This is a genomic window from Brevibacillus sp. AY1 (assembly GCF_029870785.1).
GTDB lineage: Bacteria > Bacillota > Bacilli > Brevibacillales > Brevibacillaceae > Brevibacillus > Brevibacillus invocatus.
Window position 1 is genome coordinate 20,541 of the sequence record NZ_JAFLPN010000029.1, and the last position, 26,740, is coordinate 47,280.

Annotated in this window: 23 protein-coding genes; 2 read left to right on the forward strand and 21 right to left on the reverse strand. The window is 49.5% G+C overall.

Annotated features, from left to right (window positions below; translation table 11 throughout):
* Positions 1 to 7 precede the first annotated feature (7 nt).
* The 5 genes from JZI27_RS18895 to JZI27_RS18915 form a co-directional block, all read right to left on the reverse strand.
* The gene (locus tag JZI27_RS18895; protein WP_183184731.1) at positions 8 to 319 is read right to left on the reverse strand and encodes a septum formation initiator family protein; all 312 of its coding nucleotides are present in this window, start codon (positions 317 to 319) and stop codon (positions 8 to 10) included.
* A 20-nt stretch (positions 320 to 339) separates the two neighbouring features.
* Positions 340 to 912, reverse strand: a complete 573-nt coding sequence (gene yabQ / locus JZI27_RS18900; protein WP_122907025.1) for a spore cortex biosynthesis protein YabQ — start codon at positions 910 to 912, stop codon at positions 340 to 342.
* Positions 909 to 1,193 (reverse strand): sporulation protein YabP, encoded by a 285-nt coding sequence (yabP, locus tag JZI27_RS18905; RefSeq protein ID WP_023558893.1) that lies wholly within the window; start codon positions 1,191 to 1,193, stop codon positions 909 to 911. The genes yabQ and yabP overlap by 4 nt, the downstream gene beginning before the upstream one ends.
* 160 nt (positions 1,194 to 1,353) lie before the next feature.
* On the reverse strand, positions 1,354 to 3,396 hold the full coding sequence (locus JZI27_RS18910) for a copper amine oxidase N-terminal domain-containing protein (protein WP_280208712.1): 2,043 nt from the start codon (positions 3,394 to 3,396) through the stop codon (positions 1,354 to 1,356).
* A 101-nt stretch (positions 3,397 to 3,497) separates the two neighbouring features.
* Positions 3,498 to 5,279 carry an SgrR family transcriptional regulator gene (locus JZI27_RS18915; RefSeq protein WP_280208715.1) on the reverse strand — a complete coding sequence of 594 codons (1,782 nt, stop codon included), beginning with the start codon at positions 5,277 to 5,279 and terminating at the stop codon, positions 3,498 to 3,500.
* Between the two features lie 106 nt (positions 5,280 to 5,385).
* On the opposite strand from JZI27_RS18915, the gene JZI27_RS18920 reads away from it, so the two are divergent.
* Positions 5,386 to 6,666, forward strand: a complete 1,281-nt coding sequence (locus tag JZI27_RS18920; RefSeq protein ID WP_280208717.1) for an MDR family MFS transporter — start codon at positions 5,386 to 5,388, stop codon at positions 6,664 to 6,666.
* Between the two features lie 70 nt (positions 6,667 to 6,736).
* Here the strand turns inward: JZI27_RS18920 and JZI27_RS18925 are convergent, their stop codons facing one another.
* The 12 genes from JZI27_RS18925 to glmU form a co-directional block, all read right to left on the reverse strand.
* Positions 6,737 to 8,869, reverse strand: coding sequence for a GDYXXLXY domain-containing protein (locus tag JZI27_RS18925; protein WP_280208718.1), 2,133 nt, complete (start codon positions 8,867 to 8,869; stop codon positions 6,737 to 6,739).
* A gap of 103 nt (positions 8,870 to 8,972) precedes the next feature.
* Entirely contained in the window at positions 8,973 to 9,266 is a 294-nt protein-coding gene (locus JZI27_RS18930) for an RNA-binding S4 domain-containing protein (RefSeq protein ID WP_122907030.1), read from the reverse strand.
* Entirely contained in the window at positions 9,263 to 10,750 is a 1,488-nt protein-coding gene (gene yabN, locus JZI27_RS18935) for a bifunctional methyltransferase/pyrophosphohydrolase YabN (RefSeq protein ID WP_251244993.1), read from the reverse strand. Before yabN ends, JZI27_RS18930 begins: the two co-directional genes overlap by 4 nt.
* Positions 10,751 to 10,769: 19 nt before the next feature.
* Positions 10,770 to 12,431 (reverse strand): putative polysaccharide biosynthesis protein, encoded by a 1,662-nt coding sequence (locus tag JZI27_RS18940; RefSeq protein ID WP_280208721.1) that lies wholly within the window; start codon positions 12,429 to 12,431, stop codon positions 10,770 to 10,772.
* A gap of 227 nt (positions 12,432 to 12,658) precedes the next feature.
* The gene (gene spoVT, locus JZI27_RS18945) at positions 12,659 to 13,201 is read right to left on the reverse strand and encodes a stage V sporulation protein T (protein ID WP_122907033.1); all 543 of its coding nucleotides are present in this window, start codon (positions 13,199 to 13,201) and stop codon (positions 12,659 to 12,661) included.
* 240 nt (positions 13,202 to 13,441) lie between these two features.
* Entirely contained in the window at positions 13,442 to 14,524 is a 1,083-nt protein-coding gene (locus JZI27_RS18950) for a peptidylprolyl isomerase (RefSeq protein WP_280208728.1), read from the reverse strand.
* A 45-nt stretch (positions 14,525 to 14,569) separates the two neighbouring features.
* Positions 14,570 to 18,118: a transcription-repair coupling factor gene (mfd, locus tag JZI27_RS18955; protein WP_280208722.1), complete on the reverse strand. Its 3,549-nt coding sequence runs from the start codon at positions 18,116 to 18,118 to the stop codon at positions 14,570 to 14,572.
* A gap of 163 nt (positions 18,119 to 18,281) precedes the next feature.
* On the reverse strand, positions 18,282 to 18,512 hold the full coding sequence (locus tag JZI27_RS18960; RefSeq protein WP_122907035.1) for an anti-sigma-F factor Fin: 231 nt from the start codon (positions 18,510 to 18,512) through the stop codon (positions 18,282 to 18,284).
* 72 nt (positions 18,513 to 18,584) lie between these two features.
* On the reverse strand, positions 18,585 to 19,151 hold the full coding sequence (gene pth, locus JZI27_RS18965; RefSeq protein WP_122907036.1) for an aminoacyl-tRNA hydrolase: 567 nt from the start codon (positions 19,149 to 19,151) through the stop codon (positions 18,585 to 18,587).
* Positions 19,152 to 19,274: 123 nt separating this feature from the next.
* Positions 19,275 to 19,895 carry a 50S ribosomal protein L25 gene (locus JZI27_RS18970; protein WP_122907037.1) on the reverse strand — a complete coding sequence of 207 codons (621 nt, stop codon included), beginning with the start codon at positions 19,893 to 19,895 and terminating at the stop codon, positions 19,275 to 19,277.
* A 94-nt stretch (positions 19,896 to 19,989) separates the two neighbouring features.
* The gene (locus tag JZI27_RS18975; protein ID WP_122907038.1) at positions 19,990 to 20,940 is read right to left on the reverse strand and encodes a ribose-phosphate diphosphokinase; all 951 of its coding nucleotides are present in this window, start codon (positions 20,938 to 20,940) and stop codon (positions 19,990 to 19,992) included.
* Between the two features lie 21 nt (positions 20,941 to 20,961).
* Positions 20,962 to 22,347 (reverse strand): bifunctional UDP-N-acetylglucosamine diphosphorylase/glucosamine-1-phosphate N-acetyltransferase GlmU, encoded by a 1,386-nt coding sequence (glmU, locus tag JZI27_RS18980; protein ID WP_280208724.1) that lies wholly within the window; start codon positions 22,345 to 22,347, stop codon positions 20,962 to 20,964.
* Between the two features lie 185 nt (positions 22,348 to 22,532).
* Between glmU and JZI27_RS18985 the strand changes: the two genes are divergently transcribed.
* Positions 22,533 to 23,546 carry a CobW family GTP-binding protein gene (locus tag JZI27_RS18985; RefSeq protein WP_280208726.1) on the forward strand — a complete coding sequence of 338 codons (1,014 nt, stop codon included), beginning with the start codon at positions 22,533 to 22,535 and terminating at the stop codon, positions 23,544 to 23,546.
* Positions 23,547 to 23,629: 83 nt separating this feature from the next.
* Here the strand turns inward: JZI27_RS18985 and spoVG are convergent, their stop codons facing one another.
* The 4 genes from spoVG to ispE all read right to left on the reverse strand — a co-directional run bounded on the left by spoVG (position 23,630) and on the right by ispE (position 26,281).
* Positions 23,630 to 23,917: a septation regulator SpoVG gene (gene spoVG, locus JZI27_RS18990; protein ID WP_023558909.1), complete on the reverse strand. Its 288-nt coding sequence runs from the start codon at positions 23,915 to 23,917 to the stop codon at positions 23,630 to 23,632.
* A 184-nt stretch (positions 23,918 to 24,101) separates the two neighbouring features.
* Entirely contained in the window at positions 24,102 to 24,488 is a 387-nt protein-coding gene (locus JZI27_RS18995) for a RidA family protein (RefSeq protein WP_122907041.1), read from the reverse strand.
* 1 nt (position 24,489) lies between these two features.
* Positions 24,490 to 25,338: a pur operon repressor gene (purR, locus tag JZI27_RS19000; RefSeq protein WP_122907042.1), complete on the reverse strand. Its 849-nt coding sequence runs from the start codon at positions 25,336 to 25,338 to the stop codon at positions 24,490 to 24,492.
* A 55-nt stretch (positions 25,339 to 25,393) separates the two neighbouring features.
* A complete protein-coding gene (ispE, locus tag JZI27_RS19005) occupies positions 25,394 to 26,281 on the reverse strand; it encodes a 4-(cytidine 5'-diphospho)-2-C-methyl-D-erythritol kinase (protein WP_280208727.1) in 888 nt (295 codons plus the stop codon).
* Positions 26,282 to 26,740: the final 459 nt, after the last annotated feature.

Consider the following 26,740-nt stretch of genomic DNA (forward strand, 5'->3'; position numbering starts at 1 on the left):
GCACACTCTATTCTTCTGGAATCACGTATATGCTTTCCCCTGGTTTTGTAAAGTAAATACGTTTGCGTGCCAGCTCGGCCAGGTAATCCTGATCGTTCAACCGACTCGCCTCGTATGTAAGCTCCTCCCGCTTTTGCTGAAGCACTGCTGTCTCCTGCTGCAGCGTCTCCAACTCTGACTTCTTCTGGGCAAGCACCCCGCTTTGGAGGTACAACGTATAGCCAGTCCAGATGAAGCAGCATAGGATCACAAAGAAAAACAGCCGAATCCTACGCTTCTGTCCTTTTCTGTTTGATGGAGAGGAAACTGCTTTGCTCACTTTGCTCACCTCAGAACTTCTTAATCCTGCTTTTTCTTCGAGTGAAACCAATTCTTCCAATTCTTCCAAAATCCTGTTGTTTTGCCGAACATTTTTTTCCCCAAATGTTGACCCCATCTGGCAAAAGGTGATGTGACAAATCGCGTCACCTTCCACACAAAACCTATGATGGCCAGCAACACCGAATAGAGAAACACGAGCAGCATCAGGATCACTCGATAGAAAAACAGAATGGGCCGCACTACAATCGTGTCGATCACAAGTACAGTGGTACGATATAACCACTGTGAAAATTTTATCATGCGGTTCAGGAAATGAATATACTTCTTACTACCTAGTAAAAAATACATCCACGCGCCTATAATCACGGCAAAAAAGATAGGGAAACGGATGAGTCCGTCGTTTACTTTGACTAAAATCAAGAAGACTAGGGCCATACTCCCGACCCAAAACAAGAGATCGAAAATAAATACGATCCAACCAGGCATCCTGCTTCTGCCCTTGAAAACGTGATACGTGTCAAACCCCATTCCCATCAATGCTCCACACGTCAACATGGCCATCACCGTCTGAAGCTGAACACCGATACTCACTTGAACAGCTTGCCGAAGAATCCTCTCGAACGATCCCCGACCTGTCCTTGCTCCAGATAGGCCATCTCGTGTACGAGACCCTCGATAGCCACTTCTCCGGTTTCTAGGCTTAAATTTTTCATGTGCAGATTTTGGCCACGTATGGTTAAAAAGCCGCCTTCCGTCTCCAAGAGGAATTCCTCGCTGTCAAAGCTTTCGACGTTTTTTACTCCTGAAATCGCCAAACTGCGTCGATTGATCATCACGACTTCGTGCCGAGGTCGTTTTATGTGCTCGTTCATGATAACTCCCCCCTAAACGTACCCTTCTTGTACCATCGTATGGGAGGGGATGTCCTTTTATGATTTTCATTTGCAAAAAAGAAAGGAAAAGACCCGCGAGATGAGCACTTGGTACAAGCGTTCATCCTGCGGGCCGCAGCTTTAGTACTGCCTTTGTCGATTATTTATACACAATGTAGTTTCCATTGACATACACGATTTGATAGCCGGAACGATCCATGACAAAGCGCAGCGGAATCGTCGGGATGTTGTTTTTCAGTTGAACGGCAGTAGGCAATGTAATGTTTTGATTGTTCACAGTCGCCACATTGGAGCCTACTTTAAACTGCATGGTGGTATTTCCGCTTACGATGCGAGCTGATGTGTTGTTCCAAGTCACAGACAGACCCAGTCCATCGCGGTAGAAGGAAGCTGGCATCAGCGTATGTCCATTGACCGTATACGGTGCCACCGCCAATGCAGTCGTCTTGCCGTCTTTCGTAAAGGACGCCACATTTGCTTTAAATCCTACTCCATTCAGAGCCACGATGTTAATGGGACGCGCAAACAGCAACCCTTGCTCCTCAGAGGTGTATACCGAAATGCTGTACACACCGGTCGTCGCTGGATTCACAATACTTGCAGACTCCAGAACATTCACATTTACGGCTGTTTTTGCCGGAATATCCTGTGCTGGGAAGATGACCAGGTTTTGTCCACGTACGCCAACGTAATTGGCTGCCACGCCATTCACCGTCACAGCATTTTGCGGGATGTAAGCAGGTACGCGGAAACCGGCAGGCATGACGACCTCAATGAAGTCTTTTCCTTTGGTTAACGGCAGGCCCAATCCCTTGATTCCTACTTGCAGACCAGCAGGCGTAGAAGCGGTCGCTCTGGTCAGTGCGATGGTTGCAGTCGTGTTGTCCACTACCGCTGGTGGAACTACGCTAGCATTACCTACCTCGAACTTTTTGGAGCGATAGGTTTTGCCATCCACCTTGACGACCATTTCGTAAGAACCTGCTGTACGCGGGTTGATCAGGTACGCTTCATGAGCAAATTTGATGGTAAGAGAGTTCGTGCTGGAAAAACCGCTTGGCGTGCGGAAGGAGACTCTGTTTCCATTTACAGCAAGGCCGGATACCTGATCTCCATTCACGGTTACGTTGTAGCTGGAAATGACCGGCGGAACCATCTCGATGCTCGGGAATTCTACCGAGATATCTGTACCCGAATAGAACTTGGTGGATAGATCCAGATCCATCGTATAGCTTGTGCGTGCTCCGGCACTGCGGTCGGACAGCGCGACATCAAACGTTGCGGAGGAGCTGGAAGAGGAGGAAGAATCCTTGATCTCAAAGGTTTCCGATCTGTATGTCTTTTTGTCGTACTCTACTTCATACGTGTAAGATTTGCCAGCGGAAGACGGGTTCTCGATGCCAGCAGAAGAGGAGAACTCCAGCTTCAGCTTTTTGTCGCCGTCTACATCTTCTGGGATTTCAATTCTCAGAATCGTGTTGCTTGATATGGATACGCTCTCCGCTCTTTCTCCATTCACTTTCACATCCGAGCGACTGATGCTCTTCGGCAGCATATCCTTGGCCGGCATGGTCACGTAGATGTATTTGCCTTCTTTTAGGGCGGAGCTTAGATTGAATTGTCCGAGTGTTACGGATGTGTTGTCTCCAGCTGTTGTTTTGCCGAGGGACACGTCAAAACGGCTGCTGCTACTACTGCTACTCGACGACTTTCCAATCGTGATTTCTTCGGTATCGCCTTTGGACTCACTCGAAGTGACGATGGTGATATCGTAATCGCCTTTGCTCTTCGGATTGGTGACGTAGTCGATGGTCAGAACCAGTACAGTGTTCTTGCTGATCCTTTCACCCAGCTCGATCGTCACATTACGACCACTTACGCTTACATCGTCGATCTCAATTTCATCCCCGTCATCATTTTCCAGGGATACGTCCCGCGTTCTCAGATTCTTGTCCACTGTAAACCCAGAAGGGAATCTTACGGTGATTTCATCGCCGGACGAGAGTGCTTTTTCAATTTCAAATTCAAACGTATATTCAGTTTCTTCTTCGGTATCCGTATCGTCAGCCGATACATCTTCGATTTCAAGAGCATACGCGGCTTGGGGCAACACTACGATTGGACTGGCAAGTACAGATGTTGCCAGCAGTACAGACATTCCAGTTTTTAAGCTTTTGCGCAAGATAAACGCCTCCTTTTCCCTGCAATCTCCACTATGATAAAGAAAAGCTTGCGGGAAAGGGTTACAGACTGGTAACGAATGGGGAATTGGTGAAAATCAGGTCATTTTACCCACATTTTCGCAAAATCCCCCCATCCAAAGGAGTCCATCGTCACACCTTGCAGGGCAGGATGAACATTGTCCGTTCGCTTGATATGGACATGGAACAACAGCCACAGCTCTTCGTTCATTTTATCCTCGATCAGGGCAAGTGCCTGCATCCGTTTCTCTCGATCTGGCAGGCGAAGCACTTGGGACAAGCTCCGCTCGACAAAATCCCGTTGTTCATCACCCATAAAGCGGTGGACCATCGTGCAGGTATTCTTATAGACCTCGAATAAGCCCAATTCAACATCTCTTTGCAGAACTTCCCCCATCATCACCATATCGGCCTCCTCAACCATCCGATTGGTTGGAGACAGGTACTCTTCCTTTCTTAATACTTCAATCTTGATCTGCAGACCGATCTGTCGACAACGTTCCTGCACCCATCTAGCCTCCAGCATATGCGTATAGCCCTCGCTGACAAAAAAGGTGAGCATCTCTCCTTGATAGGCGCTCTTTTTCAGCCAGGCTGCGGCATCCTCCAATGAGGTCGATGCAAAGTTCATGGTCTTGCTCTTCTCCGGCAAAAAGCTGCTTGCCGGTGAGTATTCCTTTTCCTGGTGCGCCTGATTATCTGCTATAAACTGTTTGCGATCCATCATCAGACGCATGGCCTTGCGAAAAGCATAGTCATGCTGAACACCCGGACGCCGGAAATTGAAGCCCAGGTAATAACAGCCTACCTCCTGATACTCCACACCTTCTCTCCTGCCCAACGAACTGGCAGATGAACCGATTTCTTCGGGAAGCAGATACCGTTTGTGGGGATAGGACGATTCGGGTACTATCCAAATCTCCACGCGATCCAATAAAGCTCTCTCCCGGTAGTAGTCTTCAAAGGCTTCCAGAACCAGTCTCTCACTGGTAAATTCGGCCATCCGAAACGGTCCTGTACCGATCATGGAGCGTTCCGAGAAAGGGACATCATGCGGCAGGATGGACATCGCAATCGAACCTGCCAGATGTAGAAAAAAACCGTTGGGCTGGCTCAGGTGAAAAGTGATTTTCCTGTCATGATGCTGCTCCATTCGGACCACATCCTCCATCTGCCAGCGATAGGGCGAGTCCTGCTGTTGCAACCGTTCCACGGTATAGACAACATCCTTGACTGTAAGCAGACGGCCGTGATGAAAGCGAACCCCTTTTCGCAGGTAAAAGGTCCAGGTGTCCATCTCCTCATTGCACTCCCAAGCGTGAGCGAGTTGAGGAATGAATTGCTGTTTCTCCACGTCAAATTCGATCAACCGATGACAGATTTGCTGGACAAAATGGCTCTCAGCCGCTACCGCAACGAAGATCGGGTCCAGCGTACTGAATGCTCGGGATCTTGGAATCCGCAGTACGTCCGTACTCACCTGCTCTGTCTCTTCTGCAATGAAACCAAACTGATTGTTCCATACATCCTGGAGCATTCGTTTGGCTTGTGCGGGCAGACGTTGATGGCTGATCAATTCGATGGCTTCTCCCACTTTTCCATCCGTCAGCAAGCGTCGAAAATGTGCGATCAAAAAATCAGTGGTATCGCACAAAATCGTGAGTGTGGAATGATTACCGCGCCCCACGCCTGCCTTCCACCTGAGCAAGCCCTCTTTTTCCCACTTACGTAGAATCAATTTCACGTTGCGGGGAGTACAGCAAAGCAGCTGGGACAACTCTTCAATCCCAATAACCTGCTCGTGTCCACGCTCCCAATCGGTAAGACCCAATAACATTTGCATGAAGTGCTCGTGGCTTTTCATTTGCCTGATCCGCCCTTTTAAAAGATGAAATTACTCATGTGAACTTACACTTTTTCTTCCTCTTTTATTCCGTAAAAATGATACCAAAGAGAAAGGAGAAATGCACATGGGCTTTTTTCAACTGCATCCCAATATCCGCATCCGCATTGTCACTTCTTTTTTAACCCGAGTGGTGGGTACGATGATCTTTCCGTTTATGGCGATTTATTTTTCCGACAAGCTCGGGCAGGCTTTGGCGGGTTTTCTATTATTTATGTCGATCATTGCTCAGATTCTGACGAGCTTTTACGGCGGGTATATCGCCGATCGCTGGGGAAGAAAAAAGGTGTTGGTTTACGGGCAATTGATTCAATGTGGCGCGTTCTCAATCATGGCGCTCGCCAACTCGCCGCTCCTGGACTCTGCCTGGCTGACATTTGCCATGATGCTTGTACAGAGTGCGAGCAATGGCTTGATCAACCCTGCTGCTGACGCCATGCTGATCGATGTCAGCACCAAAGAAAATCGGACCTTCATGTACAGCATCAGTTACTGGGCATCCAACCTGTCGATTGCCATCGGCTCTGTCTTTGGCGGACTGTATTTCGCCACCCATCGCTTTGAATTGCTGCTGATCCTCACGTTAATCGGTGTATTTACATGGGCGCTTACCCAATTCTTCATGCAGGAATCCTATCAGCCATCCTGCTCACAGCGCGAGCTACCCAAGGGCAGCAGGCTACTTTCTGATCTGGTGGTCAGCTACAGGCAGGTGTTGAGGGATCGCCGATTTTTGCTTTATTCGCTGGGAGGCCTCTTCATCTTTGCCCTAGAATTTCAAACCTCCAACTACATCGCTGTCCGTCTGTCCCAGGAATTTATTCCACAAACGCTGCATCTGTTTGACTGGTTTTCTATCCAGATCACAGGCATCAAGGTATTCAGCCTCATCCAATTGGAAAATACGTTGCTCGTTGTAGGGTTGTCCTTATTCGTCACTCGGTTGATCGGCAAGGCACGCCCTGCGACTGCCATGTATCTGGGCGCACTGCTCTATATTGGCGGCTATGCAATCACGACCTACAGCAATACGCTTTGGGTCATTATTCTCACCATGTTCCTGGCAACCGTAGGGGAGCTGATGCACATCCCGACGCGTCAAACCTATCTGGCCGAGATTGTTCGCGACGATGCCCGCAGCTCGTATATGGCCGTCAATGGCCTCGTTCTGCAAGGAGCCAAGCTGAGTGGTGCGATTGGAATCAGCCTGGGTGCTATTCTCCCCTCGTACGCGATGGCGTTCTTGTTTGCAGGCTTGGGGGTATGTGGTCTCTTGCTCGTCCGAATCGTCGTTCGTGAGCTGGAGCAGTCTGGTCACACTACCTCGGCACCTGCTCTGCATGGATAAAAGGTTCCCTATATAAAGAAGAAGCTGCCCTTATACGTTGGCAGCTTCTTCTATCTTCCATTCCATGTTATTAATGCTCGGACAGGCTTTCCAGAATGGCGTCTCCTTTTTTGCCGACCTTCACAAAAGCAAACCTGGCATTCCTTTCTACCTCCAGACCGGTGCCCTCAGGAACAAAGTAACTTTCGATCCCATATTCGACCCTTTCCCCGCCCAGTGTCGTACCATTGATCACCACATCCTCGGGCATGGCCTGGTATTCCTTGTTCCAGACTCCATTCAGCTCGTAAAAGCCACTGAAACCGTACAAATCATCTTGTTGCTTTCTCAATACGACTCGTATCTTCTCGCCATGTGCTACATCGTGCTCACCCAAATTGGATATGGTGTAGCTCAGGCGGACGTAATCCCCTTGCAGCAGGGAACGAGGATCGACTGGCTGCAGCTCCAGCTTGACGAGTGTGCCTTCTGCCAAAATGGTTTCACTGCTCCAGACCTGATAACCCAGTATTGCCAATTGGAGTACGATGACAGGAAGAAGCACCAGCCGTTTGGCAGCAAAAATGGCTGGACTGCCAGTCGACCCGTCGAATTTACCCCGTCGATCCAGCCAGTAGCTGACTGCAAAGAAGAGCACACTCAACAACAGCAGACTGAAAGACTTGTGCAAAAGACTCCAGAAAAAGTCGTAGTATTTCATGACGATAAAAGCAAACCAGAACCCGAGTGAGATGCCGAATTCCCATCTGCTCCCACGCTGCAACGTCCAGTACACCAAAAACGTGCTAAGTGCGAAAAAGCCGAGATTGACGACCACCGTAAAGCTCGTGTTGAACGTCGATTCCGTCAGGATCAGCAGGAAAAGCAGCGCGTAGCATAGCGAACTGTTGCGCAAGACCGGAGAATGCCGCAAAAAGAAGTACATCGCCATCTGAAAAAGGAAAAACAGCAGCAAGATCCATTCATTTTCGATAAGATCGATCAGTTTGATGTACAAGACAACAAGGAAAGTCAATTGCGACAATAATCTTCCAGGTATGCTTGGCCGGATGATCCAAATCACGATGACCACCAGCAAAAAGAGCATCCACAACCAATTGTCCAAGTATAGCGCTGAGGAGGCGCCGAGCAGGTACCCCATCATCAGCAGCGTGTAGCGAATCGTAGGATTCATCTCAATGTAGAACACTACAGGCATCAAAAAGCCTAGGATAGCCAGGAAAAAGACCGCATATCCCACGTCGTCCTCGATCATCAGAAAAAGCAGTCCCGTAATCGAGGCAGAAGCAATGAGCGAAGCCACCGTAGTGACCAGTACCATAAATGCTTCCTGAATGATGCGAATCCATAATTTATCCTGATGACTCGACGCTTTTTTCAGCCATTTCGCAGCCTCCACAGCCCCCCATACCAGAGCAGCTGCTGCCAACAGGCTCAAGACCAGGAATCCTTCCGAGAAGTACTCCGCCATATACCAAAAGAAATTCGCCAGTAAAAACAAGGCAAGAAATGCTAACGTAGCAATCAGCAAACCCCGGCTAGGCATCCATTTCAAAAAGGCAAAAAACAGGAGTGCTCCGACCAGCATGTAGAGAAGCTCTGGAAAGGGACCGTAGACATCTACAAAGGAAGAGGCAAATAGCGCCACGGAAAAAACAGAGAATGACAAATAGCGTATTGCCGAAGACTGCAGGCGATTGGTGGAAGTAAGCCAGAACATCATGAGATTCAGCAGCGCGATGATCCAGAAGACCATATACCACCACTCATCGGTGCGTACAACCTGAACCACGGAAGGATCGAGAAAGAACCAGAGCGCCAGATGTGCAAGTACATAGCTCAGAACGTAAAAGGGCTGATATCGCGTCAAAAAGGCAAACAGGATACTTGGCAAGAACCAGACCACAAAAAGCATGTAGCTATCTGCGTGGGAATTGTAGATTTGCCCAAGTAAGGCAATGCTGACCCCGAATGAAAGACAGCCCGCTAGCAACAGCCAGTTACTGATAAACGGTTGCCTTTTTAACAGCAGGGCCACCAGGTACGAAGCCAGATAAAAAAGCACCATCACAGATATGCTAATCCCAATCTTTCCCCAACGTTCCAAGGCAGGCCAATTCGATGCAAAAAAATACAAGAGAGCAGAGAGCAATAGAGAAATCCCTAACAAATATCCAAGTCGTACGACATTGACATTCTTCATTTCTTACACACCCCTTCTGATCTGTATCCGGGTACCACTATTATATCCTTTTTTTGCCACAAAAAAGAGACTGCTTTTGCAGCCTCTTTGACGAATCGATAGCCTAGCCTTTCAAATAAGCGTCCTCTTCCTTTTCATCGCGAGGTACCGGCACTTCACCAAGCACACTGTACAGGGATGCTGCTTCTTCCTTGCGTGGGTTTTCCTTGATGTCTTCGACTTTCACAGTCACGATCTTTTGACCAAAGCGAATCGCCAGCTTATCGCCAATCTTGACGTTGCTGGATGCCTTGGCTGGACGGTCATTGATTTCCACCCGTGCTTTGTCGCATACCTCTTTGGCTAGCGTACGACGTTTGATCAACCTGGATACCTTCAGATACTTGTCCAATCTCATTTTCCATCTCCCCCTCGTTCGTGGTGTTTGGCTTCCTCCCACCACTTGTCCATCTCCTGCAGATTGGTCTCGTCAAAAGAGCGACCTGCTTCCTTCAGCTTTGCTTCTATATAGGAAAAGCGGCGTTTAAACTTTTTATTCGTCATGGCGAGCGCTTCTTCCGGGTCCAGCTTGAGGAAGCGTGCCAGGTTGACCACTGCGAAGAGCAGATCCCCCAATTCCCCTGCCCGCTCTCCTTCTGAAGCTTCACGCAGCTCGCGGTACTCTTCCTCCACTTTTCCGTAGACGTCCGCCACATCGTCCCAGTCAAAACCGATCTGGGCCGCCTTTTTCTGGAGCTTGTAAGCGTACATCAGTGCAGGTAGATCGCGCGGGATGCCAGCCAGATGGGATTGGTTGTCCACGTCAATGCCCTTTGCCGCTTTTTCCTGCGCTTTGATTTCCTGCCAATTGGCCAATGCCTCTGTCGCATCATCCGCACTTTTTTCACCAAACACATGCGGGTGTCGGCGTACCAGCTTTTCGTTTAACCCGGCGACGACATCGTCTACTGTAAAGTACCCTTCCTCAGCAGCCATCTGAGAATGAAGCATGATCTGCATCAGCAGGTCGCCCAGCTCCTCGCACATGGCATCCGGGTCTTCATCATCGATCGTCTCCAGGACTTCATACGTCTCTTCAATCAGATTTTTACGGATGCTCTGGTGCGTCTGCTCGCGGTCCCACGGACATCCGTCCGGACTGCGAAGAATCTCAACAATCTCTTTCAGGTAGGAGAACTGTCGATACGAGATGCGCTCCTCTTTGGTCGGCGGTACGTAGACCAAAGACAGATTGCCGAAGTGGTCCAGTCGATCCAGCTCATACAAAGGAACGGTCTCGATTCGCTCCTGGCCAGCTACGCCAACCGCTGTCGCTACAGTCACCTGATAGTCATCCGGCAGGACTTCCATGAGCGTCAGCTTGACATCAGATGCGACAAACGCATCGTATACCTGCGCAATAATCGTGTGCAGGCCCACAGCGATCTCATGTGCTTTGAGTGCTGTTCCGTCCAGCAGGGAAAAGCCCTCGATCGGGTCTATTTGCAGTCTCGCAAACAAAGGATCGATAAAGCTTTGTCCCCCGCCGATCTCGATCTGAACACCTCTTGCTTCTCCCTGTTCCAGCAGAAGCTGTACAGTACGCTCTGCCACCAGCGGATGACCAGGTACAGCGTAGACAAGATTTCCTTCTGTTTCAGCCGCGGTAAACAGTCTTTCGACGATGTCAGCATACACGTCGGCAAACGACTCGTGCTGTTCATAAACCTCATCGAAGGATTCCATCGCGATGCCTTCTGCAGTCAACTGCGTAACCACAGGGTGCTCCTTTGTCCGCAGAAAAAGGTGGCTCGCCTGTGTCAGCTTGCGATAAATCCCGTAAGGCAGCTGATCCAGGTCTCCGGCTCCCAAGCCTACTACGGTAATCGTGCTTTTCTTCATGTCCAATCGTCACATCTCCTTACGCGTTCTCAACATGATCCTTGCTCGGAGGCAGCAAGCGAAGTCGGGTGAGCAAGGAAGCAATACGCTTTCCTTTTGGCAAAAAGTGAATATCGTTCTTGGTCAAGCCACCTGTCTTCAGCAGCGCCAGCAGATAGACGATCGCCCCTGAACCCACTGCCAAAAGACCAACCAAGGTATGCAAGAGACGCTCCGACTGGATGACTCCGCCGAAGAGAACAAGTCCCGCCCACTCGACAGCCAGTACAACAACCGCCATGATCAACACAGAGATCGTAGGCTTAAGTGCTGTTTGACGCAATCCAATTCGTGCACCCGTATATTTTTTGACTCCGAGGACATTGAGGCCCATCGCCACCAAATAGGCCAACACCGTAGACACCGCTGCCCCTGTAATCCCCCAAAAAGGAACCAACAAGAGATTGAACACGAGCTTTACAATAACCCCTATCGTCAGGTTGCGAGCAGGGCGCATAACTCTCCCCAGTCCTTGCAAGATCCCAGCGCTCGCGATACTCAGCGTAGCGAACAGAATCGTAAAGGATTGAACGGCGATCGCTTCTGTCCCGTTGCTGTCTCCATACAGCATCACATTGATCGGCTCAGCCAAAAGCGCGAGTCCGAAGGAAGCTGGCAGACCCAACAAAAAAGTAAGGCGAATCGCAATCTCGGAACGGGTGGCAATCAATTGCTTTTGACGCTGGGCAGCTGCCTCACTGATCGCTGGAACCAAAGCAAGCGAGAGTGAAGTTGCAAAAAACGTCCCAAATTGGATCAAAGGCTGACTGCGGTCAAAAGCTCCTTTTAACAGCTTGGCCGCATGCTCTTCCAGCCCGCTCCATTGCAGCATGTTGATGACTGTAATAGAGTCGACCAACGGTATAAGCGGGAGCACCAGAGCTCCAATACAGATCGGCAGCGCGTATTTCAACAAGCTATTCAGGATTTGCCGATTGCTCCAGTTGCTGATGCTGGCAGATTGCTCCACCTCAGCTACCTGTGCTGCCCCTTTCTGCTTGTCCCGTCTCCAATACCACAACAAGACCAGTGCAGCCGCCACGCCGCCAGGAAATGCTGCAAATACTGCTCCCGTACCGGCCATATAGGCATCTTCATAGATGTACATCGCCACATAGGCGGCAATCAGGATGAAAATCACGCGGACAAACTGTTCGATGACCTGTGAGACACCTGTCGGCATCATGTTCTGGTGACCCTGGAAATAGCCGCGCAGGATCGCTACCATCGGAAGTAACGGCAGTGATAAGGCAACTGCGCGCAATGGAGTGGTCAGATGATCGTCACCCATGAATCCCGCAATCAAAGGCGCTCCCCCATATAAGACGAGGAAAAAAAAGAACCCGAGAATGAGCAAGGCGATGCTGGCTACACGAAATGATTTTCGTGCTCCCCCTACATCCCCAATAGCCATGCGCTCTGAGACGATCTTGGAAATCGCGATGGGAAAACCAGCCGTAGCCAAGATCAGCAGTGTGGTATACAACGGGTATACTTGCATATATACGTACAATCCGATGTCACCGGCGATGTTTTGATAAGGAATACGATATACCGCTCCCAAAAGTTTGGAGACAAGACCGGCTACCCCGAGAATCGCGGCGCCTTTCACAAACAGTAAAGATGTCTTTTCTTGAGCCATATACGTGAACGTTCTCCTCTCCAAGCTGAAACTTCGTACATTATACCACAGGCATTTGCGTATTAGAAAAACTGGACATGCTCCCCTATTCGACTGGTTGATCCATTCCAGCGGTGCGAGAATCATTGTCGAGCACGTACGAAAACCATTAAACTAACTTTTTTACACGTACAAAAAAGCAGCCCCATGATGTGGTGGCTGCTTTTTCGAACACCTTCCTGCTCTCGCTATTGCTCCATCTGTTTTGCCAAGAATCCTGCAGCTGTCTCAGACATCTTCATTTCCAAATCGCTCATCTTGGTCGATTCGTTTTTGTTGAGCAAGATTACCGAACCAATCGGGTCACCGCCTGCGACAATCGGTGCGACAACGAACGAACCATAGGTCTCATTCACATCGCGACAAATTTCGTACGTTCCCGAATTTTTCTCCAACCGCGTTTTGCGCTCTTCAAGACATTTCTCTACGATACTGCCAATCGCTTTTTCCAAGTATTCCTTTTTGGACGCTCCAGCTACGGCGATTACGCTGTCTCGGTCTGATATCAACACAGTATGGTTCAAGCTCTCATACAGAGAGTCAGCGTATTCTTTTGCAAAATCACCAAGTTCTCCAATGGGCGAATACTTCTTGAGAATAACTTCTCCGTCACGGTCTACGAAAATCTCAAGCGGATCGCCCTCACGAATGCGAAGTGTACGGCGAATCTCCTTGGGAATCACGACCCTACCGAGGTCGTCAATTCGACGAACGATACCAGTTGCTTTCATGTCTTGTTGCCTCGCTTTCCCTAAAGAAGTTGGGTAGTGAATAGGTGCTTGGTGGTTGGATACCTGTATTTTTTCCTGAAATTCTAATTTTACCTATGCGTATTGGCAGCAACTTTTTCCAACTCGTCTTGATTACTCTCCCCCGGGCGGTAGCGAGTGATTATAGTATTTGTTCCTGTTTCAAGAATATGCGAGAAAACGAAAAAACAGGGAGTGCTCCCACCCCCTGTTTTTTCATCCTTATTTCGTCGCCGGTTGCTTCGGCTCCGGAATATTGTAATTGCTGATCAGCTTGTCCAGATCATTCTTGCTGAAGGCATCGTAAGCCTTCTCCAAAGCTTGCGCACGAAGCTGCTCTTTCATCTCATCAAAAGTCTTCTCTGTGCGCTTTTCCACTTTTACGATGTGGTAGCCGTAATCGGTTTTGACAGGCGGCCCCACTTCGCCAACTGGTTGGGTCAGCGCAGCTTCTTTAAATTCAGGAACCCATTGCGTCACTACAGTATCCTCATACAGACCGCCCGTTTCCTTGCTGCCTGGGTCGTCTGTAAATTCAGTTGCCAGCTTGGCGAAATCTTCACCCTTTTTCAGGCGAGCTTCCAGATCCTGAGCCAGTTTCAGCGCTTCCTCTTGTGGGCGCTGTTCTGTAGAAATCAGGATGTGGCGAACAGATGCCACAGTCCGGTTAGCCTTATCCAGTGCATCGAATTCTTTCTTGAGATCTTCATCGCCAATTTCCTTCTTCAGGACATTGATTGAATCGTTGATGATCGCCATTTGACCTACGATCATCTCCTTGGATACAGCTTGCCCTTCCAGGAACTTCTCAAACTTGGCTTCGTCCTTGCCAAAGAATCCAAGATACTGCCCTTTTATTTTCTCGAAGGTTTGCTCTGCCATGTCCTTCGATTCCTTTTTGATCGCTTCGTCCGCACGCCCAGACAAAATTTTCGTAGCCGTGTACTCACGTGCAAAGGCTTTGAGCGCATCCTTGTCGGCGATCTCGATCATGCTTCCCTGCTGTGGATTCATGAAGTTGATGGCACGCAGGAACTCTTCAAACTCTTTTCCTGTCAATTTACCGCCTTGATATTCGACAATCGTAGCATCGGCTGCTACGGTAAACGGCATGTCAAGCTTTGGAAATTGAGCCAAAGGATCGTTGGGATCAGCTGCAGGTGTCTGCTCCCCATTTTGTCCAGCCTCGGTCTGATTGGACGGTGTTTGTCCGTTAGACTGCTCGTTTTCTTTGGCATTGCCGCATCCGGCCAGCAATGCTATTGCTAATGTAACAGAAGATAAAATCGCTAAAGAACGTTTCATTTTCATATGTGGATCTCCCTTTCTGGGAAGCCCGCAGTCACCACATCAGGAGACTGGGCTTTCCTTACCCGTGTCTTTGCGCACCTGGTGAAATTGCCGCAACAGTTTTTCAACCAACTGAACGCCCTCATCTTCTTGCAACCCTTTTACTTTAACAGTAATGACGATCTGTTGTCCACCTGAGAGACCAACCCTTCTGCCCCAGCCACTGGTGAGCGCGAACAAGGCTCCTCCATCGATGTTCTCGTTCTGACTGGTATGCAGGTACAGCTTGATCTCGTCCGGATTTTTTTGACTGATTTCGGTGATGTGGTGCTTCAGGGCATAGACACGCAATCGGGATATCGTCAGCAAGTTCTCCACAGGCTTTTGGACGGGGCCAAAACGATCCAGCAATTCTTCGGCCAGATCATCGACATCCTCCAAAGTAGAAACGGCAACGAATTTTTTGTACATCTCGATTTTTTGTCGACTGTCGGTAATGTAGAGCGAAGGAATATAGGCATCCAGCTGCAGGTTGATCTCGACTGGCGTCACAAGCTCCTGCCTTGGTTCACCTTTCAGCTCGTCAATCGCTTCCTTCAGCATCTGGCTATACAGATCAAAACCGACAGAGTTGATAAAGCCGTGCTGTTCCGCTCCCAACAAATTACCGGCTCCGCGGATGGACAAGTCGCGCATGGCGATCTTGAATCCGGAACCCAACTCCGTAAATTCCTTGATCGCTTGCAGACGCTTCTCTGCTACTTCTGTCAGTACCTTGTCACGCTGATACGTAAAATAGGCATACGCGATCCGATTGGAGCGACCTACCCGTCCACGCAGCTGATAAAGCTGGGACAAGCCCATTTTATCAGCATTGTAGATAATCAAGGTATTGACGTTGGGAATGTCCACCCCGGTCTCGATAATCGTCGTGCTGACCAGGACGTCGTAATTCCCTTCCAGGAAATCGAGAATCACCGCTTCCAGCTCACTCTCGTTCATCTGACCGTGCGCGACGGCAATTCGTGCATCTGGAACCAGCATCGAAATCTGCTCTGCCATCTGCTCGATCCCTTGCACCTGGTTGTAAAGGAAAAACACCTGACCGTCTCGTGCCATTTCTCTTTCGATGGCCTCACGCACCAGCGCCGGGCTGTAATCCATGACATAGGTTTGGACAGGAAAACGATTTTCCGGCGGGGTCTCAATAACAGAAAGGTCCCGCACCCCAAGCATCGACATGTGCAAGGTCCTTGGAATCGGTGTAGCCGTCAACGTCATGACGTCTACATTGGTTTTCATTTGTTTCAGCTTTTCCTTGTGGCTGACGCCAAAACGCTGCTCCTCGTCCACTATCAGCAGTCCCAGATCGCGGAACGTCAAATCTTTGGAGAGCAATCGATGTGTCCCGATTACGACGTCTACGGTGCCTTCCTTCAAGCCCTTCAAGCTTGCATTTTGCTCCTTGCGTGAACGAAAGCGACTCAGCACCTCGACGCGAATCGGATAGTCGGCGAAGCGCTCCCGGAACGTCTCGTAATGCTGCTGAGCCAGGATCGTCGTCGGTACAAGCACCGCTACCTGCTTTCCATCCATCACGGCCTTGAAAGCAGCGCGAATCGCAACCTCCGTCTTTCCATAACCAACGTCCCCACATACGAGACGATCCATCGGTCTTCTTCGTTCCATGTCTGCCTTGACTTCACTGATCGCTTTGAGTTGGTCGACGGTCTCCTGATAAGGGAACATCGCTTCAAATTCACGCTGCTCCAAGGTATCCGCAGAAAAGGAATGACCGACTGCCGATTCGCGGGAAGCGTACAGCTTGATCAAATCCTCGGCAATATCCTTGACCGAAGACTGCACCTTGTTCTTGACGCGCTTCCATTCATTTCCACCCAGACTGTATATTTTCGGTTGTGCTTCCTCGCTCGCCACGTACTTTTGCACATGGTCGATCTGGTCGATCGGCACAAACAGGCTGTCTCCAGCCGCGTATTGAATATGCAAGTAATCTTTATGAATTCCGAGTATTTCCTTGGTTTCGATCCCCAGATACTTCCCGATCCCGTGATTCACGTGAACGACGTAATCACCCGGCTTTAGCTCCAGGTAGTTTTTGATGCGTTCTGCGTTGCTCATCGTCGACTGCACTTTGCGCGCTTTGCGCTGCTTGGCTGTAAAGACTTCACCCTCGGTTATGACGACAAGCTTGTTGAGCGGCAGTTCAAATCCAGACTGCAGGTTGCCCAGAATAATGGTCGGACGTCCAGGTGGTACCGTTTCCACAGAATCCAGCAGCAAATCCGCTTCCATCTCATAGTCGTGCAAAACGCGCTCCAGACGCTTCGCTCGCTCCTGGTCGGCAGCGACAAAAATGATCTGATCCTGGGACTTTTTCCAGCGAGCCAGCTCTGTTTTGAGCACATTCATTTGCCCATGGAAATTTTGCATGCTGCGACAGGTCAGATTGACGATATTTTGCGGCTGCGTCTTAGGAGACTGCCTCAAGAACAACGACAAGTAAATCATCTGTCGTTTCTTTGCAGAAAGTAGCTCGTCATACGTGCGAGACAGCGTCAGGTTGGACATGTACTCGCCTTGGATGATACGCCCGGTCAGCCATTCGCCTTCTTCCTTTTGCAATTGTGCCGCAGTATCCATCACGCGGGAAGGCTCATCCATGATCAAAATAGTGTCCGACGGCATGAAAGACAGCAGCGTGTCCTGCGTAGGGTAGATCACGGAAATGTAGGCGTACAGATTGGCAAAGCGCTGCCCTTGTGCCATGCGTTCTACGTCTGAACCAATCCGCTCTACGACTTTTTCCTTGGCAGCCCCGTCCTTGAGCTTGGCTACCGTCTCTCCGAGCTTTTGCTCCAATCGGACAGCGGCTTCCTGCAAGAGCGGTGTAGAGACGATCATTTCCTTCGCTGGGCCAAGCAAATATTTCTGAACAGAGGTCAAAGAGCGCTGAGACCCCATGTCAAAGGTACGAATAGAATCGATCTCCACGTCAAACAATTCAATCCTTACCGGCCACTCGGAATCGATCGGATACAAGTCGATGATTCCTCCGCGAACGCTGAGCTCGCCCTTTCGCTCCACCATATCCACCCGCTCATAACCGAGCTCGATGCACTTGAGCAGGAACGAATCAATGTCCAATTCCTCTCCGACTTTTAGCTCGATCTGGGCATTTTTCCATATGTATGGAGGGACGACCAAGCGGCGCAAACCAGCAAATGGCGCAACCAAAAAACCCGTAAAGCCCTGGGCCAGACGGTTGAACACATGGATGCGCTGCTCCAGCATTTCCGGACTGGCGACAGCAAGCTCTGAGCCGATCAGCTCGTTGCCCGGATACAGCAGCACTTGATCGGCTGGTACCAGCTCAATCAAATCCTCGTATACTTTTTGTGCTTGATACATGTTATGGGTGACGACGCAAACCGGACGATTCGTCATCTCCTTCAATGCGGCCATGAGCGTCTGCCTAGCCGAGCCAGCCAGCCCTGAAACAAGCTGTTCATTCAAGCCTTGTTCCAGACCCGCCACAATCGTCCCGACATTGACGTCCTGTTTCATCGGGTTAATGATGACTTGCATTCACTAATCCCCTCTCTAGTTCTACTGTCGTACGGCGTATTCATTCCTCTAAACCATCACAAGAGATGGGGCTTTGGATCAACCATGCGAAAAGAAGCCTTAGCTCCCCAAGCTAAGGCCTTCATGGCAAGCCTTCTTCCTATCCCTGTACATCCGCCTCAGGTTATTGCAGCGGATTTCCGACGAGTGAAAGCTCCGGGTTCCAATTCAGTGCTTCACGGCAGTAGTCGCATGTAATGCGGACCACCGTATCTCCACTTTGTTCTCTCGATATTATAAGAGCCCGTTCTTCTTCGGTCAAGGAATCAAACCCGAGCTGATTTTCCGTTACCTGTGATTCATCAAATTCGGCAATTTTCATACCGCAACAACGACACGTGTAGCGTATGCTCATGTATATGCCACCCCCACACCATTTATCGATAGTATGGTCGTGAGAGTGGAAAATCATACTAGAGGGCACACGCTACTTCAAACTATTGTAATGGTTCATCACCTTGAGAAAGGGCTCTTTGACCCACATCGCAGCTGCTTCGGCAGCCAGGCTGACCGCCTCGTCAATCGCTTTTCGCTCGGCAGCAGGGAAGGTTTGCAGCACATAATCACTCACGCTTCTACCTGGCTCCGGTCGTCCAATTCCTACCTTGATGCGTTTGAACTCTTGTGTGCCCAGATGCTGAATCATCGATTTGATTCCGTTGTGACCGCCTGCACTGCCCTTTTCCCGCAGGCGCAGCTGTCCAGTAGGCAAATCCAGGTCGTCAAAAATAACCACCAGTTCATCTGGAATCAGCTTATAAAAATGGAGGATCTCTGCGACCGATTCACCCGAGAGGTTCATATAGGTCTGCGGTTTGACAAGCAGTACCTTTTCTCCCTCCAGTCGGCCTTCTCCCACAAGCGCACGAAACTTGTTCTGCGTAACGGGAATACCCCACTTCTCGCTAATTGTATCTATGGTCATAAAACCAGCATTATGTCTCGTTTCCTCATATTTTTTCCCTGGGTTACCCAGTCCGATGATTACTTTCACGCCGTTTCCCTCCTACTCTTTCCCCATTGTACCGGAAAAAGCCCGATTATCAAGCCTCGGGCAAAGCGGATCCTGGCAAAAGAGAAGCAAAAAACCCCCGGTGACGAGACCGGGGTGCTTCACCTACACTTTTTTCGCTTCTTCTGTCGTTCCAGCCTTCTCGGCTACAGCCTCTGCTTCATCCTGCGCTTCGAGCGACTCTTCCGATGCCGCTTTTACTGGCAGAATGCTGATCAGCACTTCCGTACCATCCAGCCCTACTTCTACTCCAGCCGGTATTTCCAGATCCTGAACGAGGATGACGTCTCCTATGTTGAGCCCATCGACATCGACTGTAAAGGACGCTGGGATATTGCCAGGCAGACAGCTCACCTCCACACTGTGACGAACCAGCGTGGCCACACCTAGCTCAGGATCACCCGTCATCAGAACAGGAACCGTCGTGTCGATTTTTTCATTCATGCTGATTCGTTTAAAATCAGCATGCAAAATATTCCCAAACAAGGGATGGCGTTGCAACTCGTACACCATCACATCTTGTGTCTGACCAGCTACTTCCAAACGGAACGGTTTGTTGGTCGCCTGATTGCGCAATGCCGCATCCAGCTCCCGGCCTTTTATCTGGATCGTCTGATTGTTGAAATTTGTGCCGTATACTACAGCAGGTACCCAGCCGTTGCGCCGAAGCTGTCTGACATAGTTGCCTGATTCTTTGGCACGCACTTGAGCCTGTATCGCTTCCACAAAAAAACCTCCTTAAGGCAGCTAGTAAAAGTTTCCTCACTAGCTTGTCCATTGGAGGTAATTTCATTCCCCAAGCAAAGGGGGCATGTCGTTTTTAGTCGAACAATTTGCTTACAGACAGCTCTTCGTGTACGCGAATAATTGCTTCGCCGATGATTGGCGCTACGGACAGAACGGTAATTTTATCTGTGATTTTCTCTTCTTTCAGAGGAATCGAGTTGGTTACGATCAGTTCCTTGATCTTGGAATTCGTAATCCGTTCGATGGCAGGGCCAGAGAGAACCGGATGTGTACAGCATGCGTACACTTCGCGCGCGCCTGCTTCCACCAGCGCATTAGCCGCCAGTGTAATCGTTCCAGCTGTATCAATAATATCGTCAATGATGATGGCTGTTTTGCCCTCAATGTGACCGACAATGTTCATCACTTCTGCTACGTTTGGTTCAGGACGGCGCTTGTCGATAATCGCAATGGGTGCTTCCAAGCGCTCTGCCAATTTACGGGCACGCGTAACTCCACCATGATCGGGAGACACCACCACGATGTCTTGAAGGCCTTTTTCAGCAAAGTGCTTCGCCAGGATTGGAACACCCAACAGGTGATCAACCGGGATGTCGAAGAAGCCCTGGATTTGGGTAGCATGGAGGTCCATCGTGATGACACGTTGAGCCCCTGCTGTCTCAATCAGGTTGGCAACCAGTTTCGCTGTGATCGGATCGCGAGCACGAGCCTTGCGATCTTGACGTGCATAGCCGTAGTATGGAATCACTACGTTGATGCTTTTGGCGGAAGCACGCTTCAATGCGTCCACCATTACCAGAAGCTCCATCAAATGCTCGTTAACGGGAGCAGATGTCGGCTGAATGACAAATACGTCACAACCGCGAACGCTTTCATTCAGTTTAATTTGGCACTCTCCATCGCTAAATTGCACAGCCTGTGCATTTCCGAGCGGTACACCGATGTGTTCAGCAATTTCCTTTGCCAGCTCTGGGTTGGCGTTGCACGTAAATACCTTCAGTTTTGGGTCGCGGTAGTTAGCCATGATCTTCTCAAGAACCTCCCGTTATGATTGCTTTTTGCCCTTGCGAGGCATTCTGTTGGCGTAATCCAGTTTGTTGACTTGTCTCTCCCGTGCGATAGCGAGCGCATCGTCCGGCACATCCTGGTGAATAGTCGAACCCGCTGCTACATACGCATTCTTTCCTACCTTCACAGGTGCGACCAGATTGGTGTTGCACCCCACGAACGCGCCGTCGTCTACCACCGTCTTGTGCTTGACAGCGCCGTCATAATTGACCGTAATCGTTCCACAGCCGATGTTGACACCTGCTCCTAACTCGGCGTCTCCTACATAGCTGAGATGAGGAATTTTGCTACCTTCCCCGATTTTCGCATTTTTCAATTCCACAAAATCGCCGATCTTCACACCAGGTCCGATCTCGGAGCCTGGACGTACATAAGCATAAGGGCCGACTGTTGCCTGTGCAGCGACACTCGCCTCTACCATTACTGCATACGTAATGCTTACATTGTCTTCAACTTTTACATCTGTCAGATCTGCTTGCGGACCAATGACACAATCTGTACCAATGGTTGTCCGTCCCCGCAGAAAGGTTCCCGGTTGGATTATGGTATCGGCGCCGATGCTGACATCCGTTTCAATATACGTGGAGCTTGGATCGATGATTGTCACGCCATTGCGCATATGCCCAACCACAATTCGACGGCGCAAATAGGCTTCCGCTTCTGACAATTGCACGCGATCATTAATCCCCATCGTCTCATCCGGATCGTCAGCGGCAAAGCCAACCACTTTTTCCCCTTGATTCCGCAGTATACCGACACAATCTGTTAGATAGTATTCACCTTGAACGTTGTCATTTTTCACTTCCTTCAAGGCTTTCCACAATTTCAGATTGTCAAAACAGTATATGCCTGTATTAATTTCCTGGATCGCCCGTTCCTCAGAGCTGGCGTCCTTGTGTTCCACGATTCGCAATACTTCGCCCGTCTCATTGCGAACTATCCGTCCGTAGCCAGTCGGGTTCGGAAGTACAGCAGTCAAAACCGTAGCTGCTGCCTGCTGCTCTTCGTGATAGCTGCGCAGTGCTGTCAGTGTTTCCACAGACAGAAGCGGAACATCTCCGTACAGAAGAAATGTAGTACCTTCTTTATCTAGTAAAAACGGCGCCGCCTGTTGGACAGCATGTGCCGTGCCCAACTGTTTTTCTTGTCGTGCATATGTGACACCATCGCCTAGCTCAGCTTGGACGGCATCAGCACCATGACCTACGACGACAACGATATCCTCAACCTGCATGGCAGCCAGCGTATCCACTACATGCTGGACCATCGGCTTCCCGCACACAGGATGCAATACCTTGTGCAGTTTCGATTTCATCCGCGTCCCCTGACCTGCAGCCAGGACCACGGCATGGATCTTAGACATGTCAACCCTCCATCGTAGAAGTTCCACAATGACTATATCTTAATCATATGTGGATTTCAAGACAATCGGTACAGGATATCCTCGAATATCTAGAGATTGACATACATCCGACAACATTTAATATTCGGACAAAACTGTGATATATTGTTGAAAAACACGGGTAATGCGGGAGGAGGCAAGATTCGATGAGTACGCACGTATACTTGCTGACTGGCTATTTGGGGAGTGGAAAAACGACTCTCTTGCAAAATTTGCTTGGATCCTTGCGAGAACAGGATGGCGAAGTTGTCGTATTGATGAATGAAATGGGAGAGGAAGATATTGACGGAGAACAGCTTCAGGGATTTGGCTTTCCTGTAAAAAAGATGCTCGATGGCTGCATCTGTTGTTCGATCCGCGGTGAACTCACCGAAGGATTAAAGGAAATACTTGCTTCTCTAAAACCAGATAAAATTCTCATCGAGACCACAGGTGTAGCGGATCCAATCGATGTCATCGACGGCCTGACACACCCCGAGCTTTACGACCGGCTGGATTTAAAAGGCACGATCAGTGTCATCGATGCCTCGCGCTTCCTGGACCTGAACTCCCGTTTTCAATCGACTGGCTCTTTGGTGAAGACGATCCGCAATCAGGTGAGGTATGCCGATCTGCTTTTGGTCAACAAGACTGATTTGACCACTCCTGACGTCCTCCAAAAGGTCCAGGCGAAGCTGAGAGAATTGAACCCTCACGCTCCTCTGTACGAAACGATACGTAGTGAAGTCGATCTGAACCTTCTTTTGTCAGTCAAACGAATCACCCCGCCAGAGCGAGAAGAGCAGCCCCAGACGGTTTCGGTACAAAAGAGCATCGGACGTCTTTCTCCGATGGACAAAATCAAGCAGTCACTTGGTATAAAAACAAGCCAGCCCTCACTCTACAATAGCATCGAAACCTTTGCCTATCCTTTCACTGCGCCTGTAGACGGCGAGAAGTTTGAGGACTTCCTGTACGACCTGCCCAAGAACGTGTACAGGGCCAAGGGATATGTGCTGTTTCACGGCAAAAAAGAACTGATTTCCTTTCAGCATACGGACAATCAGGTTCTCATGTTCCCTTTTGAGAATTTTGGTCCAAAAATGGTGGCCGTGTTCATCGGGGAAGGAATGGATCAGGAAAAAATCAAGCAGGATCTGGAGAAATGCTACGTGGAATAAGACAGGCTACGTGGGAAAGACAGGCTACGTGGGAAAGACAGTGAAGCACCCTGCCAAGTGACAGGGTGCTTGTTTGTTATTTCTTATGCACCAGCTTCGATGGTGCTTTCTTCTTCTTGTCCTACGCGATCGTACTCATTCAAAACAGCTGCTTGAATTTTTTCGCGGGTTGTCGAAGAAATGGGGTGGGCAATATCGCGGAATTCGCCATCGGGTGTACGCTTGCTTGGCATCGCCACGAACATGCCGTTGTTTCCATCGATGACACGGATATCATGAACCACGAATTCATGGTCAATTGTAATGGACGCAATCGCTTTCATCCTACCATCCGTATTCACGCGGCGAAGTCTAACGTCTGTAACTTCCATCGAGTTCACTCCCTTTATCTATAAAAAACGTTTAGGAGTATTTCCACCCTCTGGGTAAATATTCCTGCTAACTTTATTTAAATTTTTCAAAAAAATATATTATTCAACACAAGACATGCATTTTTTTGCAAAAACAGCCCCATGCACGATCGTACATCGGGCTGTTTCTCCTGTATCTTATCAACTATTTCTCTTCAAAATAAGCCACAAATTCAATCTCTACCTTTACATCGCGCGGCAAACGAGCTACTTCGACTGTGGAACGGGCAGGCTTGTGATCGCCAAAATGCTTGCCATACACCTCGTTCATTTGCGCAAAGTCGTTCATGTCCTTGATAAAGACTGTTGTCTTCGCGATGTTGGACAAGCTGCCGCCTGCCTCAGCCAATACGGCTTTGATATTAGCGAGAACCTGCTCCGTTTGGGCAACAATGTCTCCTTCTACCAGGGTTCCGTCTGCGCGAAGAGGAATTTGACCAGATGCAAACAAGAAAGGGCCTACCTTTGCCATCTGGCTGTAGGGACCGATCGCCGCCGGAGCCTTGTCCGTCGATAAGAATTGGATTGCCATATTAATTGCTCCCCTCTATACCGTTTTCTCTTTCAAAAAAACTGCCCAGCTCAATCTCAATCTGCTTGCCTTTAATATCTACATCCTGCAGCTTGGCCAGAGAGACGTAGTCGTCGATCAACCGCTCAGAGACGTCCGCCGTCGTTTCAACCAGGACACCGCAGCCAACCACCGTCGCACGGAACTCTTGGAGCAGATCAATCATCCCTCGCAAGGTTCCTCCCGCTTTCATGAAATCATCTACGATCAGAACACGAGATTGTTCTGCCAGACCGCGTCTAGCCAGTGACATTGTCTGGATTCGCTTGCTCGAACCTGACACGTAGTTAATGCTTACAACCGATCCCTCTGTCACCTTGTTGTCACGTCTGACTATCACCACAGGTACATTCAAAAACGTCGCTGTCGCATAAGCCAGTGGGATTCCCTTGGTTTCTACAGTCATCACCACGTCTACGTTCTTGTCCGCGTATGCTGTCGCAAACAGTTTGCCGATCTGCGCCATCGTGGATGGATTTCCGAGAATATCAGACATGTACAAATAGCCACCCGGCAAAAGACGTTCCGGATTTGCCAATTGACCAATCAATACGCGCATGAAGTCAAGCGCATCCTCCGTCTTCATTTGGGGGATATACTTCACTCCGCCAGCCGCTCCTGCCACCGTCTTCAACAAGCCTACACCCTGGACTTCAAACGCTTCCTTGATGATCGACAAGTCTTCGCTGATGGATGATTTCGCCGCACCATACTGTTCGGCAAAAAGAGTGAGCGGAATCAGCGTATGAGGATGGGCAAGCAAGTGCTGCGTCATATCCACCAGACGAGCACTTCTACGCAATTTCTTCATGGCTCTTCCTCCAAAACCGAATATTATGGTGCTAATGTATCACTTTTATACGTGTTCATGCAAGCATTTCCCCATCTTGTGCCCCTAACATTCGGGCTACGAATACATCTTTTACAAAACCTCGCAGGGCATTGTAGATTCGATGCACCTTCGCTTCTTTTTGTACCAGCGCAAATACCGTCGGACCGCTTCCGGACATCAAGACGCCGTCCGCTCCCGAAGCTATCATCAAATCTTTGATTTGGCGCACTTGCGGCTGCATGTCGAGGGTTACGTTTTCCAGAACGTTGCCTAGCGATTGGCACATCAAGGAGAAATTTTGTTCCTCGATCGCCTTCAGCATCTGCCCGGTCGGGGGATGTGAAACGATTTCATCAACACGTAATTGACCGTATACATCAGCGGTAGAGACTCCTACAGGCGGTTTGGCCAGGATCACCCAACATGCTGCAGGCGTCCCCAGGTGCACAATCTGTTCACCCCGGCCTTTGGCCAGAGCCGTGCCTCCATAAACACAGAACGGTACATCAGAGCCGATCTCCGCTCCTAGCTCAGCCAGTTGGTCTTGTGAAAGCTGCAATCCCCAGAGCTGGTTCAAACCGCGCAGTGTCGCTGCAGCATCGCTGCTCCCACCTGCCAAGCCGGCTGCCACAGGGATTTGCTTGTCGATATACAAATGAACGCCTTGGCTCACCTGATAGCGCTCTTTCAGGAGCACGGCAGCCTTGTACGCGTGGTTACGGATATCATCAGGTACGAAGCTGGCAGAGCAGTCCAGCGTGATCTGGCCATCCTCGCGCAGAGTTAGGTCTACACGATCTGCCAAGTCTACGGTGGTCATCACCATTTCCACTTCATGATAACCATCCGGCCTTTTGGCAAGTACGTCGAGAGTTAAATTAATTTTGGCCGGCGCTTTGACCGAGATACGCACGTTTTTCACCTCTGCCTACGATCTTAAATGACTCGTTCTTTTAGTATCAGAAAGTATATACTTTACATCATTTTCTCTTTCAGGAACAACAAGAATATACTTTCGCTATTTCACGGTCGCCCATCCTTGAATTACCTCAGATATAGAGGTTTTCTTACAGGATCGGACTGAATCAACTTCTCTTGATTTGTCATCCCGGTTCTGCAAGAATAACCTTCCGCTAATTCGCGGTCGCCCATCCTTGAATTACCTCAGATATAGAGGTTTTCTTATTGTAGCATAGGGATTCTCTTCCATGCCACTTGCAGCCATAAAAGATATACACGGGGGAATGAGTATCTTTCCATTGGGCGCTCCAAAATTGATAGGCTTGACGCTTATATATTCCTATACGTTTAGAAAACTTGGCTACGCCAAGCTTTTGGCGGAGCCTTAGTTGCACTTATACTATCTTCCGCTAATCTTTTT

Coding starts and splice junctions, on each gene's coding strand:
- yabP (WP_023558893.1), bottom strand. CDS start 1,193: ATGAACGAGCACATAAAACGACCTCGGCACGAAGTCGTGATGATCAAT.
- JZI27_RS18915 (WP_280208715.1), bottom strand. CDS start 5,279: ATGAAAAGCCACGAGCACTTCATGCAAATGTTATTGGGTCTTACCGAT.
- JZI27_RS18920 (WP_280208717.1), top strand. CDS start 5,386: ATGGGCTTTTTTCAACTGCATCCCAATATCCGCATCCGCATTGTCACT.
- JZI27_RS18925 (WP_280208718.1), bottom strand. CDS start 8,869: ATGAAGAATGTCAATGTCGTACGACTTGGATATTTGTTAGGGATTTCT.
- JZI27_RS18930 (WP_122907030.1), bottom strand. CDS start 9,266: ATGAGATTGGACAAGTATCTGAAGGTATCCAGGTTGATCAAACGTCGT.
- yabN (WP_251244993.1), bottom strand. CDS start 10,750: ATGAAGAAAAGCACGATTACCGTAGTAGGCTTGGGAGCCGGAGACCTG.
- JZI27_RS18940 (WP_280208721.1), bottom strand. CDS start 12,431: ATGGCTCAAGAAAAGACATCTTTACTGTTTGTGAAAGGCGCCGCGATT.
- spoVT (WP_122907033.1), bottom strand. CDS start 13,201: ATGAAAGCAACTGGTATCGTTCGTCGAATTGACGACCTCGGTAGGGTC.
- JZI27_RS18950 (WP_280208728.1), bottom strand. CDS start 14,524: ATGAAACGTTCTTTAGCGATTTTATCTTCTGTTACATTAGCAATAGCA.
- mfd (WP_280208722.1), bottom strand. CDS start 18,118: ATGCAAGTCATCATTAACCCGATGAAACAGGACGTCAATGTCGGGACG.
- JZI27_RS18960 (WP_122907035.1), bottom strand. CDS start 18,512: ATGAGCATACGCTACACGTGTCGTTGTTGCGGTATGAAAATTGCCGAA.
- JZI27_RS18975 (WP_122907038.1), bottom strand. CDS start 20,940: ATGGCTAACTACCGCGACCCAAAACTGAAGGTATTTACGTGCAACGCC.
- glmU (WP_280208724.1), bottom strand. CDS start 22,347: ATGTCTAAGATCCATGCCGTGGTCCTGGCTGCAGGTCAGGGGACGCGG.
- JZI27_RS18985 (WP_280208726.1), top strand. CDS start 22,533: ATGAGTACGCACGTATACTTGCTGACTGGCTATTTGGGGAGTGGAAAA.
- spoVG (WP_023558909.1), bottom strand. CDS start 23,917: ATGGAAGTTACAGACGTTAGACTTCGCCGCGTGAATACGGATGGTAGG.
- JZI27_RS18995 (WP_122907041.1), bottom strand. CDS start 24,488: ATGGCAATCCAATTCTTATCGACGGACAAGGCTCCGGCGGCGATCGGT.
- purR (WP_122907042.1), bottom strand. CDS start 25,338: ATGAAGAAATTGCGTAGAAGTGCTCGTCTGGTGGATATGACGCAGCAC.